The sequence below is a fragment of the Dellaglioa sp. CoH-57-MRSF-16 genome (genome assembly GCF_056782055.1).
Map to the genome: position 1 here is coordinate 243,804 of NZ_JBXAXZ010000003.1, position 16,556 is coordinate 260,359.

Genomic DNA, 16,556 nt, shown 5'->3' on the forward strand with positions numbered 1-16,556 from the left:
AAATAGCCTGCTCATTCCTCTCACCTAATATAAAAATTTTCTTATTTTAATGGCTCTAATTGTTTGATAACTTTGGCGGGCACGCCGCCCACTACTGTATTGTCAGGAACATCTTTTGTCACCACTGCACCAGCTGCTACAATCACATTATCCCCAATATGAACGCCACCAATAATCGTGACATTTCCACCTATCCACACATCGTTTCCAATTGTAATTGGTTTAGTATAAGTAATTAAATAACGACTACCATCTTGTCTTTTTCCAAAACGTTTTGTTGCATCTAATGCATGTTCACCACAATATAACTTCGTGTCTGGCGCGACAATGACACGATCTCCTAATGTGATTTTGTTTGAATCTTGAAATGTACAATTACCGTTAATAAAAACATCATCACCAACAGTGATATGTTTACCATAAACTGTATTAAATTGACCATTAATAACGAGTCCTTCCCCAGATTTCCCTAACAACTCGTGAATTGCTGTTGCTCTTTTCTCTAGGTCAGTTGTCGTATTGATTATAGTGACTAATTCTTTACCCGCCGCAATCATACCCTGTAATTCTGGGTCGCGATAATCATAATCTTGACCTGCCAATAATTTTTCATGTTCTGTCATCATTTTGCCCCTCCATTCACTATTTGACGCCCTTTTCTTCCTTAATAATTCAATTGTATTATACTACTTAAATTAACTGAACTAAATTCAAAAGATTCGGTTCTAGTGATATTAAAAAAGAGCCAACCTAATTGTATTTACCCAATCAGGTTGAACCCTCTTACTTCACAATATTATTTTCAAACTTCTTCAACAACTGTTGTCGTTTTTCAAGTTTCATTCCTTGAACTGCAGCAAAGTTAAACCATTTCAACTGGTTAAACCCCATCTTCCGGAATGTTCCCCTAAATACCATTTTAGTCACAGGATTTCCAAAGATAGTTCGATAAATCCAACCTGGTGTTGACATAGTTGTAACCATTTTAACTTTCTTTAAATGAACCATCTCATTTTTAAATAATTTTTTATTTTCCTGCTCTGTATAAAGAATCCCTTTAGCAATAACTTTGTCAAAGAATCCCTTCATCATAGCTGGCATAGATTCCCACCAGATTGGAAAAATAAAGACAAGCTCATCTGCAGCCATGAGGCGTTCTTGATAATTCGCCGTCATAGAATCCGTTGGTATCTTCTTACGCCAAGATATTAGGTCTTCTTGGTGCATTACAGGATCAAACCCATCTTTATGCAAATCAATTACGTCCACAATACAGCCCTCTTTTTCATACGCTGCTTTAGCACTAACTAGTAATGCCGCTGAATAACTCCTATTGTGCAATTCATTGTATCCAGCGTCTGCAGTGTAGGGATGATCAAATATAATACAAATTTTTTTCATGTTCAATAACCTCTTTTAATTAGTTTAATAAATTTTCCGACTTTAATGACTTTATATAAAATACTTCAAGTGTCATTTATCTTTCTTGCTATAAGTGTTACATTTGTTACACTTATATTAATCATTTATCGCGTGATTTACAAGATACAAAATCGTGTTATTTGTTACACTTCAAGGAGATATAAAAAATGACGGAAAATAACCAAGCAAAATTAAGTAAAAATTTGATTATTGATTCTTTAATTGACTTATTAAAAATAAAATCTTATCAAGAAATCACAATAACTGAAATCACAAAAAAAGCCGGAGTTGCCCGGCTGACTTTCTATCGTAATTTTGAAAATAAGGACGCGATTTTACTAACTCGGTCCGATTACTTATTTGACCAGTTTTACGCCGAACTCAAGTCCAATCAAACAGAAATTAGTTTGAAAAACATTTTCAAGCTAGCTTTTAACTATTGGCATAATGATTCTGAATTTATGGATATCCTAATTAAAAATGATATTGTTTATTTATTGGAAGATTCTTTTTATACTTATTTTGAAAAGATTCTTAAAGATACGCCTAGTATCAGTCGGCTAAATAATACTCAAAAAACGTTCATTCTTGGTGGCGTTCTACGAACGATGTTGCAATGGATTAGTAGTGGTAGTCCTGCTACAGCTGAAGAAGTTACTGCAGATATATTGGAATTGATTCAGTAAAAGTATGCTAGATTTTAATGATTAAAAAAATAGCCCAGATATTTATCTGAGCTAAGTCTAAACCTCTATTTAAAAATCTTAGGACCCTTACGCATTTTAGTACGATCATTTCTAGCAGTAGCCTTCTTATTGAAGTTTCCGCCATCAGTTTGTTTCTTTTTGATAATTTCTAGCATTTTATCTCTATCAGTCTTTGCTTTATCAGCCATTAATGTTTCCTCCTTGCTCTATTAATTAACAATTTCTTTCAAAGTTAAAGATTCATATTATGAATACATGCCTTCAAATAAAGTTGATCTTTTATTATTCAACTTACGTCGATTTTAATTCTGTATGCCCCGCTAATCAGTATACAGTTAAAATAACTATGCTCTTAACAGTATATCATTACGACTATCTTGATATCAATAGACGTATAAATTGGATGCCTTTAATTAACCATTCACTAATAATGTTCAATCTCAACGAATTTTGTTCCAACCTTTTCAACGAATTCTTTATCATGATCAATGATTAACATCGGTGGTTGAAAAGCCAGAATAACATCTTGAATTTGTTGACGCGTGATAACATCTAGATAATTAAGTGGCTCATCCCAAATATATATATTTGCTGGTTCAACCAACGAACGACTCAAAGCCACTTTTCTCTTTTGGCCCATGCTCATTTGACTGATATCTTTATCAAATTCATAACGTTCAAAACCAAGTTTTCTTAATGTATCCAACATTAAAGAATAAGAAACATTTTTTTCTGCAGCGAATTCTTGTAAAGAACCAGATAAACCATCAAAATTTTGCGGTAACCAGCTCACTTTTAAAGGTGTTGCAAATTTGTATTGCCCTTGATACTTTAATTGACCTAGTATAGCAGCGATAACGCTCGATTTACCAGAACCATTTTCACCCTGAAGAATAACGCGCTCTCCCATCTTTAATTTAAAATCTACCGGTTTATTTACCGGCAATTGTTTACGAAATGCTGATAAGCCAATTACCTCTAGTAAAGTCTTATCTGACACTAATTTTTCAAAATTCAACGTTAAAAGATCTGCCACATCAATATTCTTAAGTAAAGATTTTTTCTCTTCTACTGCTTTATCGGCACGTTTTTTAATACTTAGTACCCGTTTCATAGATTTAGCTGCCTTGTGGCTAATAAATCCTCTGTCTGTCGCACCAGATACTTTCGCCTCAGTCTGATTAGCCCAACCCGATTTTTTCCGTGAAGCACCTTCTAATCGTTTAATATCATGTTGTAATTTTTCTTTTTCATTATATTCCCAATTATTTCGTGACGTATTTTCGTCAGCCCACGTATTATAATTACCCTTAAATTGACTGATTTTAGCGCGATCAATTGAAATAACATGATCAATAATATTATTTAAAAAATAACGATCATGACTGATTAAAATAAATCCTTGTTTTTGTCTTAGATAATCAGAAATAATTTTTCGACCGTTTTCATCTAAATGATTAGTCGGTTCATCTATTAATTGAAATTTACCTTCGCCAACAAATAAGCTGGCTAATAATATCTTAGTTTGCTGTCCTGGACTTAATTGATTAAATGGTTCCGTCAATAATTTTTCAGATAGTCCAAGTTTATCTAATTCGATTAAAATTTGCCACTGATCATAGTCTTGTAAGTCTGTGATACTCTTGATAACCAGCCACACTGACTCTTCTGGTTTAACAACTGTTTGAGGAAAATACTGAAATTCTAAATCTGTTCTAATCTTTCCTTGGTACTGTAATTGATTTTGTAAAATTCTAAATAAAGTCGTTTTTCCGCGACCATTTCTACCAATTAGACCTAACTTCCAGCTGGCATCTAATTGTAAATCAACATTTTTAAAAATTGGTGCTAATTGTCCATCATATTGAAAACTTAATTGTTTAATTTGTATTGTTCCTATAGTAATTACCTCATTTCTTTGTGAGGTCGACCGCTAAACTATCCATTTGATTCTACAAAAAAAGAGCATACAGTTATATGCTCTTCAATCGTTATCCATCAAAAAAAGTGGTTCTTTCAGATGTGAAAAAGAATTGATATTGCAAACCGTTTGAATAGTCAACATGCATAAAAAGACACACTTCGTCCCTTGTTTAGTCGACAGTTATTCGATTAACGATTTGTATTTACCAATGCACTTCACACTCCCTGTTTATTAATTATTTACAGTCTACTATAGTTATGGTAGATAGGCAAATTAATCAAATGTGATATTAAATTGGTAAGCAATATCCTTCATCGCATCAATTTGATAGTCATCCTCAACATCACTACCCCAACTATCAATACCACCAACACCTCGAACGGCGCCTAGAATCGATAAAACGGTACGATGTTCCGCTGGTAATTCGCTATGATGTGTCGCATTTTCTAATTCTTCAGCTGTATAAGGTAAACAACTAAACGCAATTGGTTGATCAACCGCACTGAATGTTAAACCCGTTTCAGAAGCCTGTTGCATACGATTATCCAGAACAGACTGTCGATAAACAGTTACCCAATCATTTTGCATATGCACACCACAATCTTGCGGAACTAAGTATGGTGTCACTGGTAACCCTTGAACTTCATATCGGCCTGGAATTCCTCCGGCCATTCTATCTGGATAAGTTTCTCCTGATAATCCTTGGTAACAAAAACGAGTCGCTGGTGTGGGCATAATAAATCGCAACCCAAAAACAGGTAATGAGGGTAATCCAGCTTTTCCTTGGTATGAAACTGCAACATTCATTTTTCCGGTTGCTTCAACAGTATAAGTGACCGTCACTTGCGTTTGCGGCACAGTCAGTGTGTTATAGATATAACTTATAGCCACTTTTTCAGCGACTTCATGGTTAGTGTAACGATTATTTTCTGGTGCAATCGGTAACGCAATTGGTTTACCATTAATAGCAACTTTAACTGATTGACAATTACTGAATTGATCAGCGGCCAACCACATCCCTGACTTTACTGGAAACTGACTCCCCTGATCGTTATCCGTTGTTGCACGCCAAAAAGTCGGTTTTGGTGAGCGATAAAGCCACTCTTTACCTTGAATTCTAAAAGATTCTGGGCCACCCGTTTGATAGGAGAAAATATAATGAAAATCATTTCCTTTTAAACCGAGTGTGACATCTCCGTAAATGACAGTTAACTGCTTATTTATCTGTGCCATAATAGTATTTTACCTCCTGCATTGCTGGTTTTTCATTACGTGTGGCAAAAACGAGTCCATCACCCGAAAATGCATAATCAGATGGTCGATCATCAAAATCGCCACCATAACGCAACTCATTTTGACCTGTGACGGGATCTTCAACTAACAATGCTTGATCGATAAAGTCCCAGATGAAACCACCTTGATAGGATTCATATTGTTGTAATAAATCAATATATGATTTCATCCCGCCCAATGAATTACCCATATCATGCATATACTCACACAAGATAAATGGTTTTTGTGGTGAATTTTCTAGATAGTCTTTAATTTCGGCTGGTGTTGCATACATCCGACTTTCAACATCTGAAATGACATCTTTGTATTCAGGCGCACGGAAAACACCTTCATAATGAACTAAACGTGTCGAATCTTTTTGTTTATAGTACTCATTCATTTTCGCTAAGACACTGCCGGCGTATGATTCGTTACCCAATGACCAAAATAAAACTGAGGGATGATTTTTAAATAACTCAAAATTACTTTTAGCGCGGTCTAAAACGGCTGCTTCCCATTGATCCGATGAGCCGGGCACATTCCAAGAAGGCTCAACTTCACCCATTTTCTGCCAAGAACCATGTGATTCTAAGTTGGTTTCAGCCATCATATAAATACCAGCCTGATCACAACGATTGTAAAAAGATAATCGATCTGGATAATGTGACGTCCGAACTGCGTTAATATTGTTACGTTGCATACAGTCAACATCCCAAGCTTCATCATTATCTGAAATGGTTCTTCCTGATTTAGGGTTCCACTCATGACGATTAACACCATTGATAATTAATCGTTCACCATTTAATAACATCACGCGATTCTTAATTTCAATTTTGCGAAAACCAACTGGTTGTTGGATAATTTCAATTAATTGCCCATCAGCATCTAAAATTTCTAATTGTAATGTATATAAATAAGGCCGGTCATTCTGCCAAGCAGTCACTGGTTGTGCTAAATTGTAGTGTTTTTCGACATCTGACCCACTCATTAATTCATCGCTAAATAACACCGCATCTTGGTCTTTGAATGTGACACGGACACGTTGTTCTGCCCCACTAAAATGAAGTTGTAAATCTACTTGTCCTGTTTTTTGTCCACTATCGTAATCAGGAATCACCCAAAAATCATCTAAATGTGTTGCAGGTTGTGCTAACAGTGTCACATCACGAAAAATTCCGAAGAAACGGAAAAAGTCTTGGTCTTCAATGAAGGCTGCAGAACTTCGTTTATGCACTTCAACTGCCAAACAATTATCCTTATCTTTTAAATAAGGTGTCAGGTCAAATTCGCTTGGTGTAAAACTATCTTCTGCGTATCCTAGAAAATGTCCATTCAACCAGACGTACATTGCCTGTTCAACACCTTCAAAACGGATAATAACGCGTTTATTTTGAAGAGTTGGTTCCAAGTCAAAATGGTTTAAATATGAACCTACTGGATTATATTCTGCATCACTAAACATTCCAGCATACTGATTTAAATCAGTATCTGAAAAAGCAGGTCGTCTATATTCATGTCCTTCCCAAGGATACATCGTATTAATATAATGTAATTGCTCATATCCTGATAATTCAATATGCTGTGGTACTGGAATTGTGTCAAATTGTTCTGCATCAAAGTCAGTCTGATAGAAATTTTTTGGTCGACTTGCTGCATTAGTGCTGTAACTAAATTTCCAAGTTCCATTCAAAGATTGTTCAAATGAACTTTTTTGTTGTAACATTTCTGCTTGAGTTGCATAGTACTTATGATCACTGTGAGCTGGTACCTGTCCAACACGAAAAACGGTTGGTGTATCTAGCCATTCAATTTCTGGTGTCATCTGTTTGCCTCCGTTTTATATAAAAGCGTTTTCATAATTAAGTATATGTTTTCTTTTGGAGGTTGTCAAAAAGCATTATAAAATTGAGACAATAAAAAAAATTAGATTTAAGTGAAAATACGGTAATCTCATTTTTATTTTGTGTAAAATTGATTAACTTCTTCCTTTGGGCCTTTTAATTGATTTTTGCAGTAAGTTTCAGTATCGATTGCTGTATTAATCCTTCTGCAAAAATGAAAAAATGTAAAGGGAGGAGAAATCGTTTATATACCCTTTACTTTTCTTTGTGTTTTAGCTAGGTTATTATCAGTAGTTGCTCCCAAAACCCAACGAATATTCCAAATAGAAGGAAATATCTTTAAATTTTAAATACAATAAAAAGGCTCTGTACTATCTGTTGTTGGGACTAGTGTAAAAACTATTACTGATGACAGTTTTTTTGTATAATAACAAAAAAAAGCCAAAAGTCATAAGACTTTTGGTTACGAGTTCATCCATGTTCATTATCCCTCAACCACCACAGATGAATTAATAAGAAAGATGGAACTCTCCGCATGCCTAATCATACTAAATTTTGGCTTAAAATAAAAGACAGTAGTCTAACGATTGTTGATTATCAGTCTTCTAATGACGGTGTCACTCGATTTAACCGTGTTCTTGATTACCAGCCGAAGGGATTGTCCAAATTGTGATATTAAAAACGAAGGACAGATTATCAGGTATAGTTGGCGTCAAACACCCATACGCTACCCTAAATTTTTTGGTAAATGTATCATTTTATCACTCAAACGAAGATACTTTAGCTGTCATGAGCGGCAGTCATACTTCCTTGTCCAAACAAGTGTGGTTCCTAAAAATTGTACGATTTCCAATCTATCTAAACAGCTCTGTTTAACTAAATTAGCGGAATCCGTTTCTTTAACTCATATTGCTAATGAAATTTCGAATCCTGATTCCTTTGTAGGTCGTATTTTAATGACCTTTGAACGTGATTTTAAACCTAATTATAAATTTTTACCTAAAGTACTCCTACTTGACGAAGTCAAGAGTACCAAATCAGCTACAGATGCCATGAGTTTTGAATTTATGGATGCTAGTAACCATGAATTAATCAAACTTTTATCTTTTAGAAGATTCTATCAAATAGAACGTTATTTTTATCGTTACTCAGCTGCAGCTAGAAAAAACGTGAAAATTATCGTAACTGATATGAATTATACCTATCCTAAACTAGCCAAAGAAGTCTTTCCTAACGCGATTGTCATCATAGATACCTTTCATATTATCAATTCAGTGAATCGTGGATTCACTAAAACTAGAATTAGACTGATGAAAGAACTTTCAAAATCATCACAAGACTACAAAGCACTAAAACGTTACTGGAAGCTCCTGTTAAAACCTTCTGAAACCTTAGATTTTAAAAATTTCAAGAAATGGACTTATTTCCCATACCTAACAACAGAAACAAATGTCGTTGATCATTTATTAGCGATTCATCCTGAACTAAATAAATCATATGAACTCATGAACCAAATAAGATCAACCATTCGGTTGAAGGACTGGAAATCTTATGATTTTACAGTTAGAAACACCGAAAGGTGTTCTGAAGAAATGCTTAAAAGTATTGAAACGTTGCTTTGTCACCATTCTGAGATTAAAAATAATTTTGGCTATTATTATACTAACGGTCCTTTAGAAGGAATAAACAATAAAATTAAGGTCATTAAACGCGTTGGTTTTGAATTTAGAAATTTTCGTAGATTCCGAACTAGAATATTTTATACACTTAAAATCCATACAAAAAAACACCTCACAAATTGCTTTGTGAAGTGCTTCAAAATATCGATATAAATATATATTAGCGTTTTGAGAATTATCGATTAATACTTCATGGAATCTTATCTATTTGAATCCACTTGTATCAATACTTTACAATATTGAAAAAGGAACAACATTGAATAAAATCCATAATACGAGATAAAATTAACACCATAAAATAGACTAGTCAAGACACCATTAATGGTGTCTTTTTTTATGCTTTACACACTCTCTACCCATTTAATATATGTCTAATCAATTTCTATTTCAAGATTTCCAGTAACGCTTTAGAGATACGCATTCTATCATCTGTGGTCATGCTTTTCAATCTGTTAATTAATTCGGGCGTATAAATGTCGTTAAAATCATTACTCATTAATATATCAGCCAAATTTAATTGTAAGGCATTCAGAACTAGTTCCAACTTTCTTGTACTCGTATCGTCTAATTGTCCTCTTTCGAGTCGAGCCAAATAGCTGGCGGATACGTCCGCCATTTCTGCCAATTCTTCAATTGTAAGTCCTAATTCTTTTCGCTTTTTCCGAATGAAAGTGCCCACAAGTATAATCATAAATCGCTCCTATTTATCCATATGTTTAATGATAAATTAAGTGCGCACACTTTCAAAGCTCTCAGTATACCTATAAAGTTACATAAAAAGGTAGTATTGAGTATATTTTTGAGATAAAATATATCATGTGAAGATAGTGCAAGATATAAATTACTTTTTTGGGGGAGGAGATTTTATAGGGATCGTTTGGTAAAGGTTGGTTAATAATTCGTTCAAAGAAAAGGGAGAAAATTATGAATAAAGAAGAACTTTTAGATTTTTTAATGGCAAAAAGAAGTGTTACAGCGGGAGCTGCAGTTATCCAACAACAAATTCGTGAAGCAGAGGCTAAGATTGAAAAAGGTAAGAAAAAATTTCGAGGAATAATCATCGCATTAGTCGTTTTAATTGTTCTTTTTATGATTACTAGTCAGACAAGTGCGGCGATGCCATTCATCATTGCTGTTATCGCGCTATTTGCTTTTAAATATTTTGTTTATATTATGCCGGGTAATGAATCTAAAACACAAGCCTTAGCAGACTTGGACGCTGAAATGGCAAATGAAGATTATATTGCAGGCAAGCAAGGATTCCCAGAGAAATTCTACAACTATTTCGATATTTTTCGTCTTTGGAAATTAATTGATGAAACTCGGGCACGTGATTTGCAAGAAGCCTTTAACATTTTAGAAACACAACAATTCCAAGAAACTCAACTTTCAATGCAGGAAGAAATGAGAGGCTTACAACAAGATATTGCCTCAAATGCACGCTTGGCAGCTATGTCCTCAACCGTCAGTGCATTTAATTCGTTCAGAAAATAAGATTTATTATATTAAATTTATAAAAATGGAGAAAAAATGTCAAAAAAAGCAAATATTATTACCGGTGTCAGTATAGTAGCTATAGTTATTATTGTGGCTATGTTTATGATGGGCAATTCAAATAAGATGGATGGAAGCTATATTTCCGACATGGGTGGTTCCAAATTTGAGTTGAAGTTTAAAGGAAACACTGTGACTAAAGTTGAAACTGATAAAAAGTCAGACCAAGGTACTTATGAAATTGAAGACGGTAAACTTACCATGAAATTTGATGATTATACAATGAAAGCTAGTTTAGACAAAGATAAAAAAACATTTACACTTAATTCCGTAACTGGTTCACAAATGATGGGCTTCGGATTTTTATTAGAGGGGTTAAAATTTGAACAGGTTGCTAAATAATTATTAATTTATTGGGAGGATATTTTATATTATGAAAAAATCAAACATTACTTTATTATCAAGTGCATTAATCGCTGGAGTTACTGTCGTTGGTGCTACAACAACGGCAAACGCTGCAACAACTACACCCGACTCAACTGAAACAACTCATACTCAAACAGTTCAATCTAACAGTCAAAAATTAGATGACGATATTAAAGACGCTCAAACTGACGTTGATAATGCCAAAGATACAGCTGACAAAGATCAAAGTGCTGCTGATACTTCTAAAGACACAGCCGATGCTTCTAAAGACAATGCTGGTCAAACTGAAGAAAATGCTAATCAATCACAAGAAGATTTAAACAGTGCTGTTGATAATCAACAAAATGCGCAAAATACTGCTGATAACGCAACTGATGAATCTATCAATAACGCTCAAGATGCAGTTGACGAACAAGACAAAACAAATAACCAATTAGGTCAAGACGTTGATAACGCTAAAACAGATGTTGATAAAGGTAAAACAGATGTCGATAATGCTCAAACTGGCGTTGATGAAGCCCAAAAAGGTGCTGACCAATCTGATAAAGATGCTGATAAAGCTCAAGAAAACGTTGATAATGCTCAAAATAACCTTGATGGCAAAGGTTCAGCCGAAGCCGACAAGAATTTAAGCAATGCCAAAGATAACTTGGATCAAGCTCAAACAACTGAAGACAATGCTCAAAAAGGTGCTGACCAAGCTGACAAGAATATTGCTGACGCACAAAACAATGTTAATAACGCTCAAACTGGCGTAACTGATGCTAACAAACAACAAAATGATGCTAAAGCTAAAGCTGACGCTGCTCAAAAAGCTAAAGATACTGCTCAAAAAGCATTAGATGATGCTAAGAAACAACAAGGTAATCATCAAGCTAACCAAAATCACATCAACTTAAGCCAAGACTACATTAATGCCTTAAAGGCTTATTCAGATGCTTCATCAGCTGACGCTAATTATCAAGATGTCATTGACAGTTTAACAGCTGCAACTGAAAAAGAATGGGCATTAAATGGCGGCTACATTTCAAATGACCAAGATAAAACTGTTCATATTAACAACCAATCAGATTTAAACAAATATCTTGATGACTTAAATGAATATGCTAAACAATTATTAAATGAAGTGCGTGACCGTTTTGGTAGCACACAAGTTGAAGTCTCAGAAGGTTCTAAAAAATTAGGTCAATCAATCGGCGATGCTTATACATCTAAGAATAACGATCCTGATGATGGTCATGACAATGCATTAAACAACAGCATTGCTAACGGTATGGGATTAACATACTTAACACAACAAGATATGAATACTATCTTCGATAAATCATCTGAAAATGGTTGGAATCTTAGTCTTGATGCTTTCAAGAAATCTATCTATGATTCAATGAATGCCTTCTTATTCAATGGGGGTGAATGGGGCCATGCCGTAAGTGTTGCTGGCATTATGGCAACATATACACCTGCCAATAACACATGGTTCGGTCTTGGCTTCGGTCAATTTAAACAATCTAACGGTAATATCTTCTTAACAAGTTTCTTTAACTTTGTTGATGACTATGATGTTAACGACGCTTCTAAATTTAGCACTACACCTGTTGAATCTGGAACTGTCAGTCAAGCTCAAATTGATAAATTAGCAAGCGACGTTACTGCTAAAACAGCAACTTCAAAAACTGCTGATGCAGCTCTTGCAGCAGCTAAATCACAAACAGTTAAAGCTAACCAAGCCTTAGCTACAGCTAAAACTGCTTTAGCAACTGCTAAAACAAAACAAGCAACAGCACACACAGCCTTAACTAAAGCACAAAACGATGTTAAAACTGCTACTGTAGCTGTTAAAAATGCACAAACAGTTGTTGATGATTTAAATGCATCAATGCCTCAAAAACAACAAGCTTTAAAAGATGCACAAGCTGCCTTAGCTACAACTAAAACAACACAAGCTCAAAAACACATGACTTTAGACGCAGCTAATGCTAAATTAGTTACTGCTAAAACTGCATTAAAAGATGCAACTGCTAAATTAAGTGCCGCTCAAGCAGCTTTAAAAGCTGGTCAAGACGCACTTGGCGAAAAAACAAATCATTTAGATGACTTAAAGAATGCTGAAGCTAACTTAGTTGACGCAACAAAAGCTGTTGAAGCTGCTAAAAAAGCATACGACGAGGCTGTTAAAGCTGCCGAAGATGCACAAGCTGCTTCCGTTGCTGACGATGCACAATATGCGAAGTTACAAGCAATCGCTGATGCATCTAAGAAAGCTTTAGACGATGCACAAGCTGCATTAGCTAAATTACAACATGAAAAAGACATCGAAGATGCTTTGAACAATGTTGACAAACCATCAACTGGTACTGATAACGATTCTGGTTCACATACTGGTCATGTAACAGGTTCAGACAATGGTTCAGATAAAGGTAACGTAACTGGTTCTGTTGTTGCTAAAGGTAGTGAAACAGCTAAAGACACGACTGACAACAATGGTATTGTTGCACCAAGCAATAATACATCAACATCACGTCTTAAAGCTGCTGATCATTCAGAAATCAATAACGCTAAAATATTAGGTGCTTCGGTATTACCACAAACTGACGAAACTAATTCGTCAGTCGTTTCAGTGATTGGTGCAGCTCTTGTTGGTGCCGTTAGTCTCTTTGGACTTGCAGGAACGCGCCGTCGTAAACACTAATTCGTTATTGTAAGGAGGAATTGAGATGAAGAAGCCTTTACTTGTAATGACTAGTATCGTAATGGTTGCTTTATTAACAGCGTGTGGGCAACAAAAGTCACAGTCTGAGCAAACAAGTCAGCCAAAACAAGTATCCGTGTCAGATAAGAAAAAGGCGCAGTCGTCAAAAAAAGCAGATACAACTAAAAAGACGCATACTAAAGAAGTAAATCAACCAAAAAAAGAATCCGTGTCAGATAAGAAAAAAGCGCAGTCGTCAAAAAAAGTAAATACGATTAAAAAGACGCCTGCCAAAGAAGTAAATCAACCAAAACAGATGAATTTAGATCAAATTCAAGTCAGTGATTACAGCAGTATCGTCGGTCAGTGGCAAATTGTGAAGTTAGAAGCACGGGGACGCGACTTACCACTTGATGATGTTCAGCCGTTAAATATTACTAAAGATAGTCTAGTGTCATCATCTTCGTTTACATTAAATAAAGCTGGCTTAAAAGATCAGAATGGGCTGCATGCGACGAAATTTGAAGTTGCTAATAATATCTTAACCGCCAGCTTAAGTAATGCAAGTGATGTTTCTATTAATTGGTCCGTCATGTTCTATCCCAAAGGGACTAGTCACGAATATGGTGTTAATACTGGTGAAGAAACGAACAAGCAGAATCTGATTGTTGTTTGGTCAAGTAGTAACTCAGTGACCGCGGTTTACAGCCAAAGTTAATATATATATAAATAGAAGGTCTACAATATCTGTTGCCAGTGATAGAAAAATCTATCACTGGCAACAGATTTTTTTGTATGACACTAAAAAGAGTCTCCTATGACAAATAATACTAAGGTTTTACTAAATATGAAATTTGCTGAAAGCACTCCTTAATCCAGCAGTCATCGGAGTTTATGGTACTTTAGATTACCTTCAAAAATGCCTGACACCCCTGCAGAGTTCTCAACATAATCAAATTGTTAGCTACGGATGGCGGGCATCTCTATTAGGCTACTACGTTATTCTAGTGGCCAACTTTAAGAAACTAACAATGAATTGAAACATATTAAACGTAATGCCTACGATTTCAGTAATTTTAGGAAACACATTTTCTTTGTAATGAGGATTATGTACATAAAAAAGGCGTTGTCACAAAGTGACAACACCCTCCATAATATATTCACCAACAATAGTTGCAATAGAACCAAAAATATTCACCAGTGACAACTGCAATATACCAAAAAAAACACCTCACAAATTGCTTTGTGAAGTGCTTCAAAATATCGATATAAATATATATTAACGTTTTGAGAATTGGCTTGCTTTACGAGCTTTCTTAAGACCTGGTTTCTTACGTTCTTTCATACGAGGATCACGAGTAAGTAATCCTGCAGATTTAAGAGCTGCACGGAAATCTGGATCTACTGTAAGTAATGCGCGAGCAATACCATGGCGAACTGCGCCAGCTTGACCTGAGAAGCCACCACCATTAGCGTTAACTAAAACATCATAACTACCTAATGTTTCTGTAGCGTTAAATGGTTGTAAGACTACTTCACGTAAGTTAGCAAATGGAATGTAATCTTCAATTGCTTTGTTGTTGATAGTAATTTTACCAGTACCTGGTACTAAACGTACGCGAGCTACTGAGTTTTTACGACGACCTGTTCCTGAATATACGACTTGAGCCATTTCAATTGCCTCCTTAAATTAAGTTTGTAATATCTAAAGTTTCTGGTTGTTGTGCTTGTTGATCATGTTCTGCACCACGATATACGTGTAATTTCAATGCTTGTTCTTTACCAAGAGTACCTTTTGGAAGCATACCTTTAACAGAGAAAGCAATCAATTTTTCAGGATCGTTGGCACGGAAATCACCAGCAGTACGAGTTTTTAAACCACCTGGATGATCTGTATGATGTTGGTATAATTTTCTGTCAGCTTTGTGACCAGTTAAACCAACCTTTTCTGCATTGATAACAATAACGTTATCACCAGTATCCACATTAGGTGTGAATGTTGGTTTGTTTTTACCGCGTAAGATAGAAGCAACGACAGTTGATAAGCGACCTAAAGAAATATCAGTTGCATCAATAACATACCATTTACGTTCTATTTCGCCTTTTTTTGCTAAATAAGTTGTACGCACGATTGTTTCCTCCGTTTTTTCATGTTGTTTGTTTGACACTCAAATAAGTTTCCGGGGCCTATCAGTGGGGCAAACAATACCATTTATAATATTAACTATTAAAAGTCAATTTGTCAATCTAATTTATGGGCATCCCACAAATAAATAACACCTTTTCAGATTTAAAATTGCCTTAGTATTCATATTGTCAATAACTTCTATATTACCCTAATTCGTCCGGATAATAAACCTTTTTTAAATATAATCCACTCGCCGGAGCTGTTTCTCGAGCTTGTTGTCGATCCTTTACTTCATATAACCGTAAAATATCATGAACCGGACGCCGGCCGTTCCCTATTTCTAGGAGTGTAGCGACTAAAATTCGGACCATATTGTACAGAAAGCCATTTCCATAAAATTCAAAAATAATTTCATGGTTTTCTTTATCTTCTCTCACGGTTGCCTCATAAATCGTCCGAACGTGATCTGTAACCTGGCTACCTGCCGCCACGAAACTAGAAAAATCATGTTCGCCAACTAAATCAGGTAATGCTTCTTCAATTTTGGCGATATCTATCTTGTATTTATAATGACCCGTGTAGAAGCGTTTAAATGGGTCGGTAAATTCACCTTGAGAAACACGATACATATATCGTTTACCATGCGTACTATAGCGTGAATGAAAATCATCACTGACAAGTTCGGCTTTTTTAACTTGAACATCCAGTGGCAATAAACTGTTCAATGCTCTCATCATGCTAGTTTCCGGAATTTCATGCATGAAGTCAAAATGAAAAACCTGTCCTAAGGCATGAACGCCAGCATCTGTTCGGCCTGAACCATAAATTCTAACTGGTACTTCTGATTTACTCATAATTGTTACTGCTTTTTCTAAGACAGATTCAACCGTCCGTTGGTTTGGCTGCCTCTGAAACCCTGCAAAAGCTGCGCCATCATAAGCAACGGTAATTTTAAAACGTACTGACATATTTAT

General features: G+C 35.2%; 16 protein-coding genes. 6 read left to right on the plus strand and 10 right to left on the minus strand.

The window, feature by feature from the left end; translation table 11 throughout:
* Positions 1 to 41 precede the first annotated feature (41 nt).
* Both AC1RPH_RS04840 and AC1RPH_RS04845 read right to left on the minus strand, forming a co-directional pair.
* Positions 42 to 626: a sugar O-acetyltransferase gene (locus AC1RPH_RS04840; RefSeq protein ID WP_481761599.1), complete on the minus strand. Its 585-nt coding sequence runs from the start codon at positions 624 to 626 to the stop codon at positions 42 to 44.
* A 157-nt stretch (positions 627 to 783) separates the two neighbouring features.
* On the minus strand, positions 784 to 1,401 hold the full coding sequence (locus AC1RPH_RS04845; protein ID WP_481761600.1) for an NAD(P)H-dependent oxidoreductase: 618 nt from the start codon (positions 1,399 to 1,401) through the stop codon (positions 784 to 786).
* Between the two features lie 188 nt (positions 1,402 to 1,589).
* Between AC1RPH_RS04845 and AC1RPH_RS04850 the strand changes: the two genes are divergently transcribed.
* Positions 1,590 to 2,108, plus strand: a complete 519-nt coding sequence (locus AC1RPH_RS04850) for a TetR/AcrR family transcriptional regulator (protein ID WP_481761601.1) — start codon at positions 1,590 to 1,592, stop codon at positions 2,106 to 2,108.
* A 65-nt stretch (positions 2,109 to 2,173) separates the two neighbouring features.
* Here AC1RPH_RS04850 and AC1RPH_RS04855 read toward each other — a convergent pair whose 3' ends face one another.
* The 4 genes from AC1RPH_RS04855 to AC1RPH_RS04870 all read right to left on the minus strand — a co-directional run bounded on the left by AC1RPH_RS04855 (position 2,174) and on the right by AC1RPH_RS04870 (position 7,147).
* On the minus strand, positions 2,174 to 2,317 hold the full coding sequence (locus AC1RPH_RS04855; RefSeq protein WP_409022043.1) for a hypothetical protein: 144 nt from the start codon (positions 2,315 to 2,317) through the stop codon (positions 2,174 to 2,176).
* 236 nt (positions 2,318 to 2,553) lie between these two features.
* Complete coding sequence (gene abc-f / locus AC1RPH_RS04860) at positions 2,554 to 4,035, minus strand: ribosomal protection-like ABC-F family protein (RefSeq protein WP_481761631.1); 1,482 nt, start codon at positions 4,033 to 4,035, stop codon at positions 2,554 to 2,556.
* Positions 4,036 to 4,326: 291 nt separating this feature from the next.
* Entirely contained in the window at positions 4,327 to 5,286 is a 960-nt protein-coding gene (locus AC1RPH_RS04865; protein WP_481761602.1) for a beta-galactosidase small subunit, read from the minus strand.
* A complete protein-coding gene (locus AC1RPH_RS04870) occupies positions 5,270 to 7,147 on the minus strand; it encodes a glycoside hydrolase family 2 TIM barrel-domain containing protein (RefSeq protein ID WP_481761603.1) in 1,878 nt (625 codons plus the stop codon). The genes AC1RPH_RS04865 and AC1RPH_RS04870 overlap by 17 nt, the downstream gene beginning before the upstream one ends.
* Before the next feature lie 633 nt (positions 7,148 to 7,780).
* Here AC1RPH_RS04870 and AC1RPH_RS04875 point away from each other — a divergent pair.
* Complete coding sequence (locus tag AC1RPH_RS04875) at positions 7,781 to 8,998, plus strand: ISL3 family transposase (RefSeq protein WP_481761604.1); 1,218 nt, start codon at positions 7,781 to 7,783, stop codon at positions 8,996 to 8,998.
* A gap of 229 nt (positions 8,999 to 9,227) precedes the next feature.
* Here AC1RPH_RS04875 and AC1RPH_RS04880 read toward each other — a convergent pair whose 3' ends face one another.
* Positions 9,228 to 9,536 (minus strand): helix-turn-helix domain-containing protein, encoded by a 309-nt coding sequence (locus AC1RPH_RS04880; RefSeq protein ID WP_481761605.1) that lies wholly within the window; start codon positions 9,534 to 9,536, stop codon positions 9,228 to 9,230.
* 233 nt (positions 9,537 to 9,769) lie between these two features.
* On the opposite strand from AC1RPH_RS04880, the gene AC1RPH_RS04885 reads away from it, so the two are divergent.
* The 4 genes from AC1RPH_RS04885 to AC1RPH_RS04900 are packed head-to-tail and all read left to right on the plus strand — an operon-like array spanning position 9,770 to position 14,172.
* Positions 9,770 to 10,339, plus strand: coding sequence for a hypothetical protein (locus AC1RPH_RS04885; RefSeq protein WP_481761606.1), 570 nt, complete (start codon positions 9,770 to 9,772; stop codon positions 10,337 to 10,339).
* Between the two features lie 36 nt (positions 10,340 to 10,375).
* Positions 10,376 to 10,741: a hypothetical protein gene (locus AC1RPH_RS04890; protein WP_481761607.1), complete on the plus strand. Its 366-nt coding sequence runs from the start codon at positions 10,376 to 10,378 to the stop codon at positions 10,739 to 10,741.
* 31 nt (positions 10,742 to 10,772) lie between these two features.
* Positions 10,773 to 13,454: an SEC10/PgrA surface exclusion domain-containing protein gene (locus AC1RPH_RS04895; RefSeq protein ID WP_481761608.1), complete on the plus strand. Its 2,682-nt coding sequence runs from the start codon at positions 10,773 to 10,775 to the stop codon at positions 13,452 to 13,454.
* A gap of 25 nt (positions 13,455 to 13,479) precedes the next feature.
* Complete coding sequence (locus tag AC1RPH_RS04900; RefSeq protein WP_481761609.1) at positions 13,480 to 14,172, plus strand: DUF6287 domain-containing protein; 693 nt, start codon at positions 13,480 to 13,482, stop codon at positions 14,170 to 14,172.
* A gap of 561 nt (positions 14,173 to 14,733) precedes the next feature.
* Here AC1RPH_RS04900 and rpsI read toward each other — a convergent pair.
* From rpsI to truA, 3 genes are all read right to left on the minus strand, one after another.
* The gene (rpsI, locus tag AC1RPH_RS04905) at positions 14,734 to 15,126 is read right to left on the minus strand and encodes a 30S ribosomal protein S9 (RefSeq protein WP_409022038.1); all 393 of its coding nucleotides are present in this window, start codon (positions 15,124 to 15,126) and stop codon (positions 14,734 to 14,736) included.
* A gap of 13 nt (positions 15,127 to 15,139) precedes the next feature.
* Positions 15,140 to 15,583 carry a 50S ribosomal protein L13 gene (gene rplM / locus AC1RPH_RS04910; RefSeq protein ID WP_057974611.1) on the minus strand — a complete coding sequence of 148 codons (444 nt, stop codon included), beginning with the start codon at positions 15,581 to 15,583 and terminating at the stop codon, positions 15,140 to 15,142.
* Between the two features lie 202 nt (positions 15,584 to 15,785).
* Positions 15,786 to 16,550: a tRNA pseudouridine(38-40) synthase TruA gene (gene truA, locus AC1RPH_RS04915; protein WP_409022037.1), complete on the minus strand. Its 765-nt coding sequence runs from the start codon at positions 16,548 to 16,550 to the stop codon at positions 15,786 to 15,788.
* Positions 16,551 to 16,556: the final 6 nt, after the last annotated feature.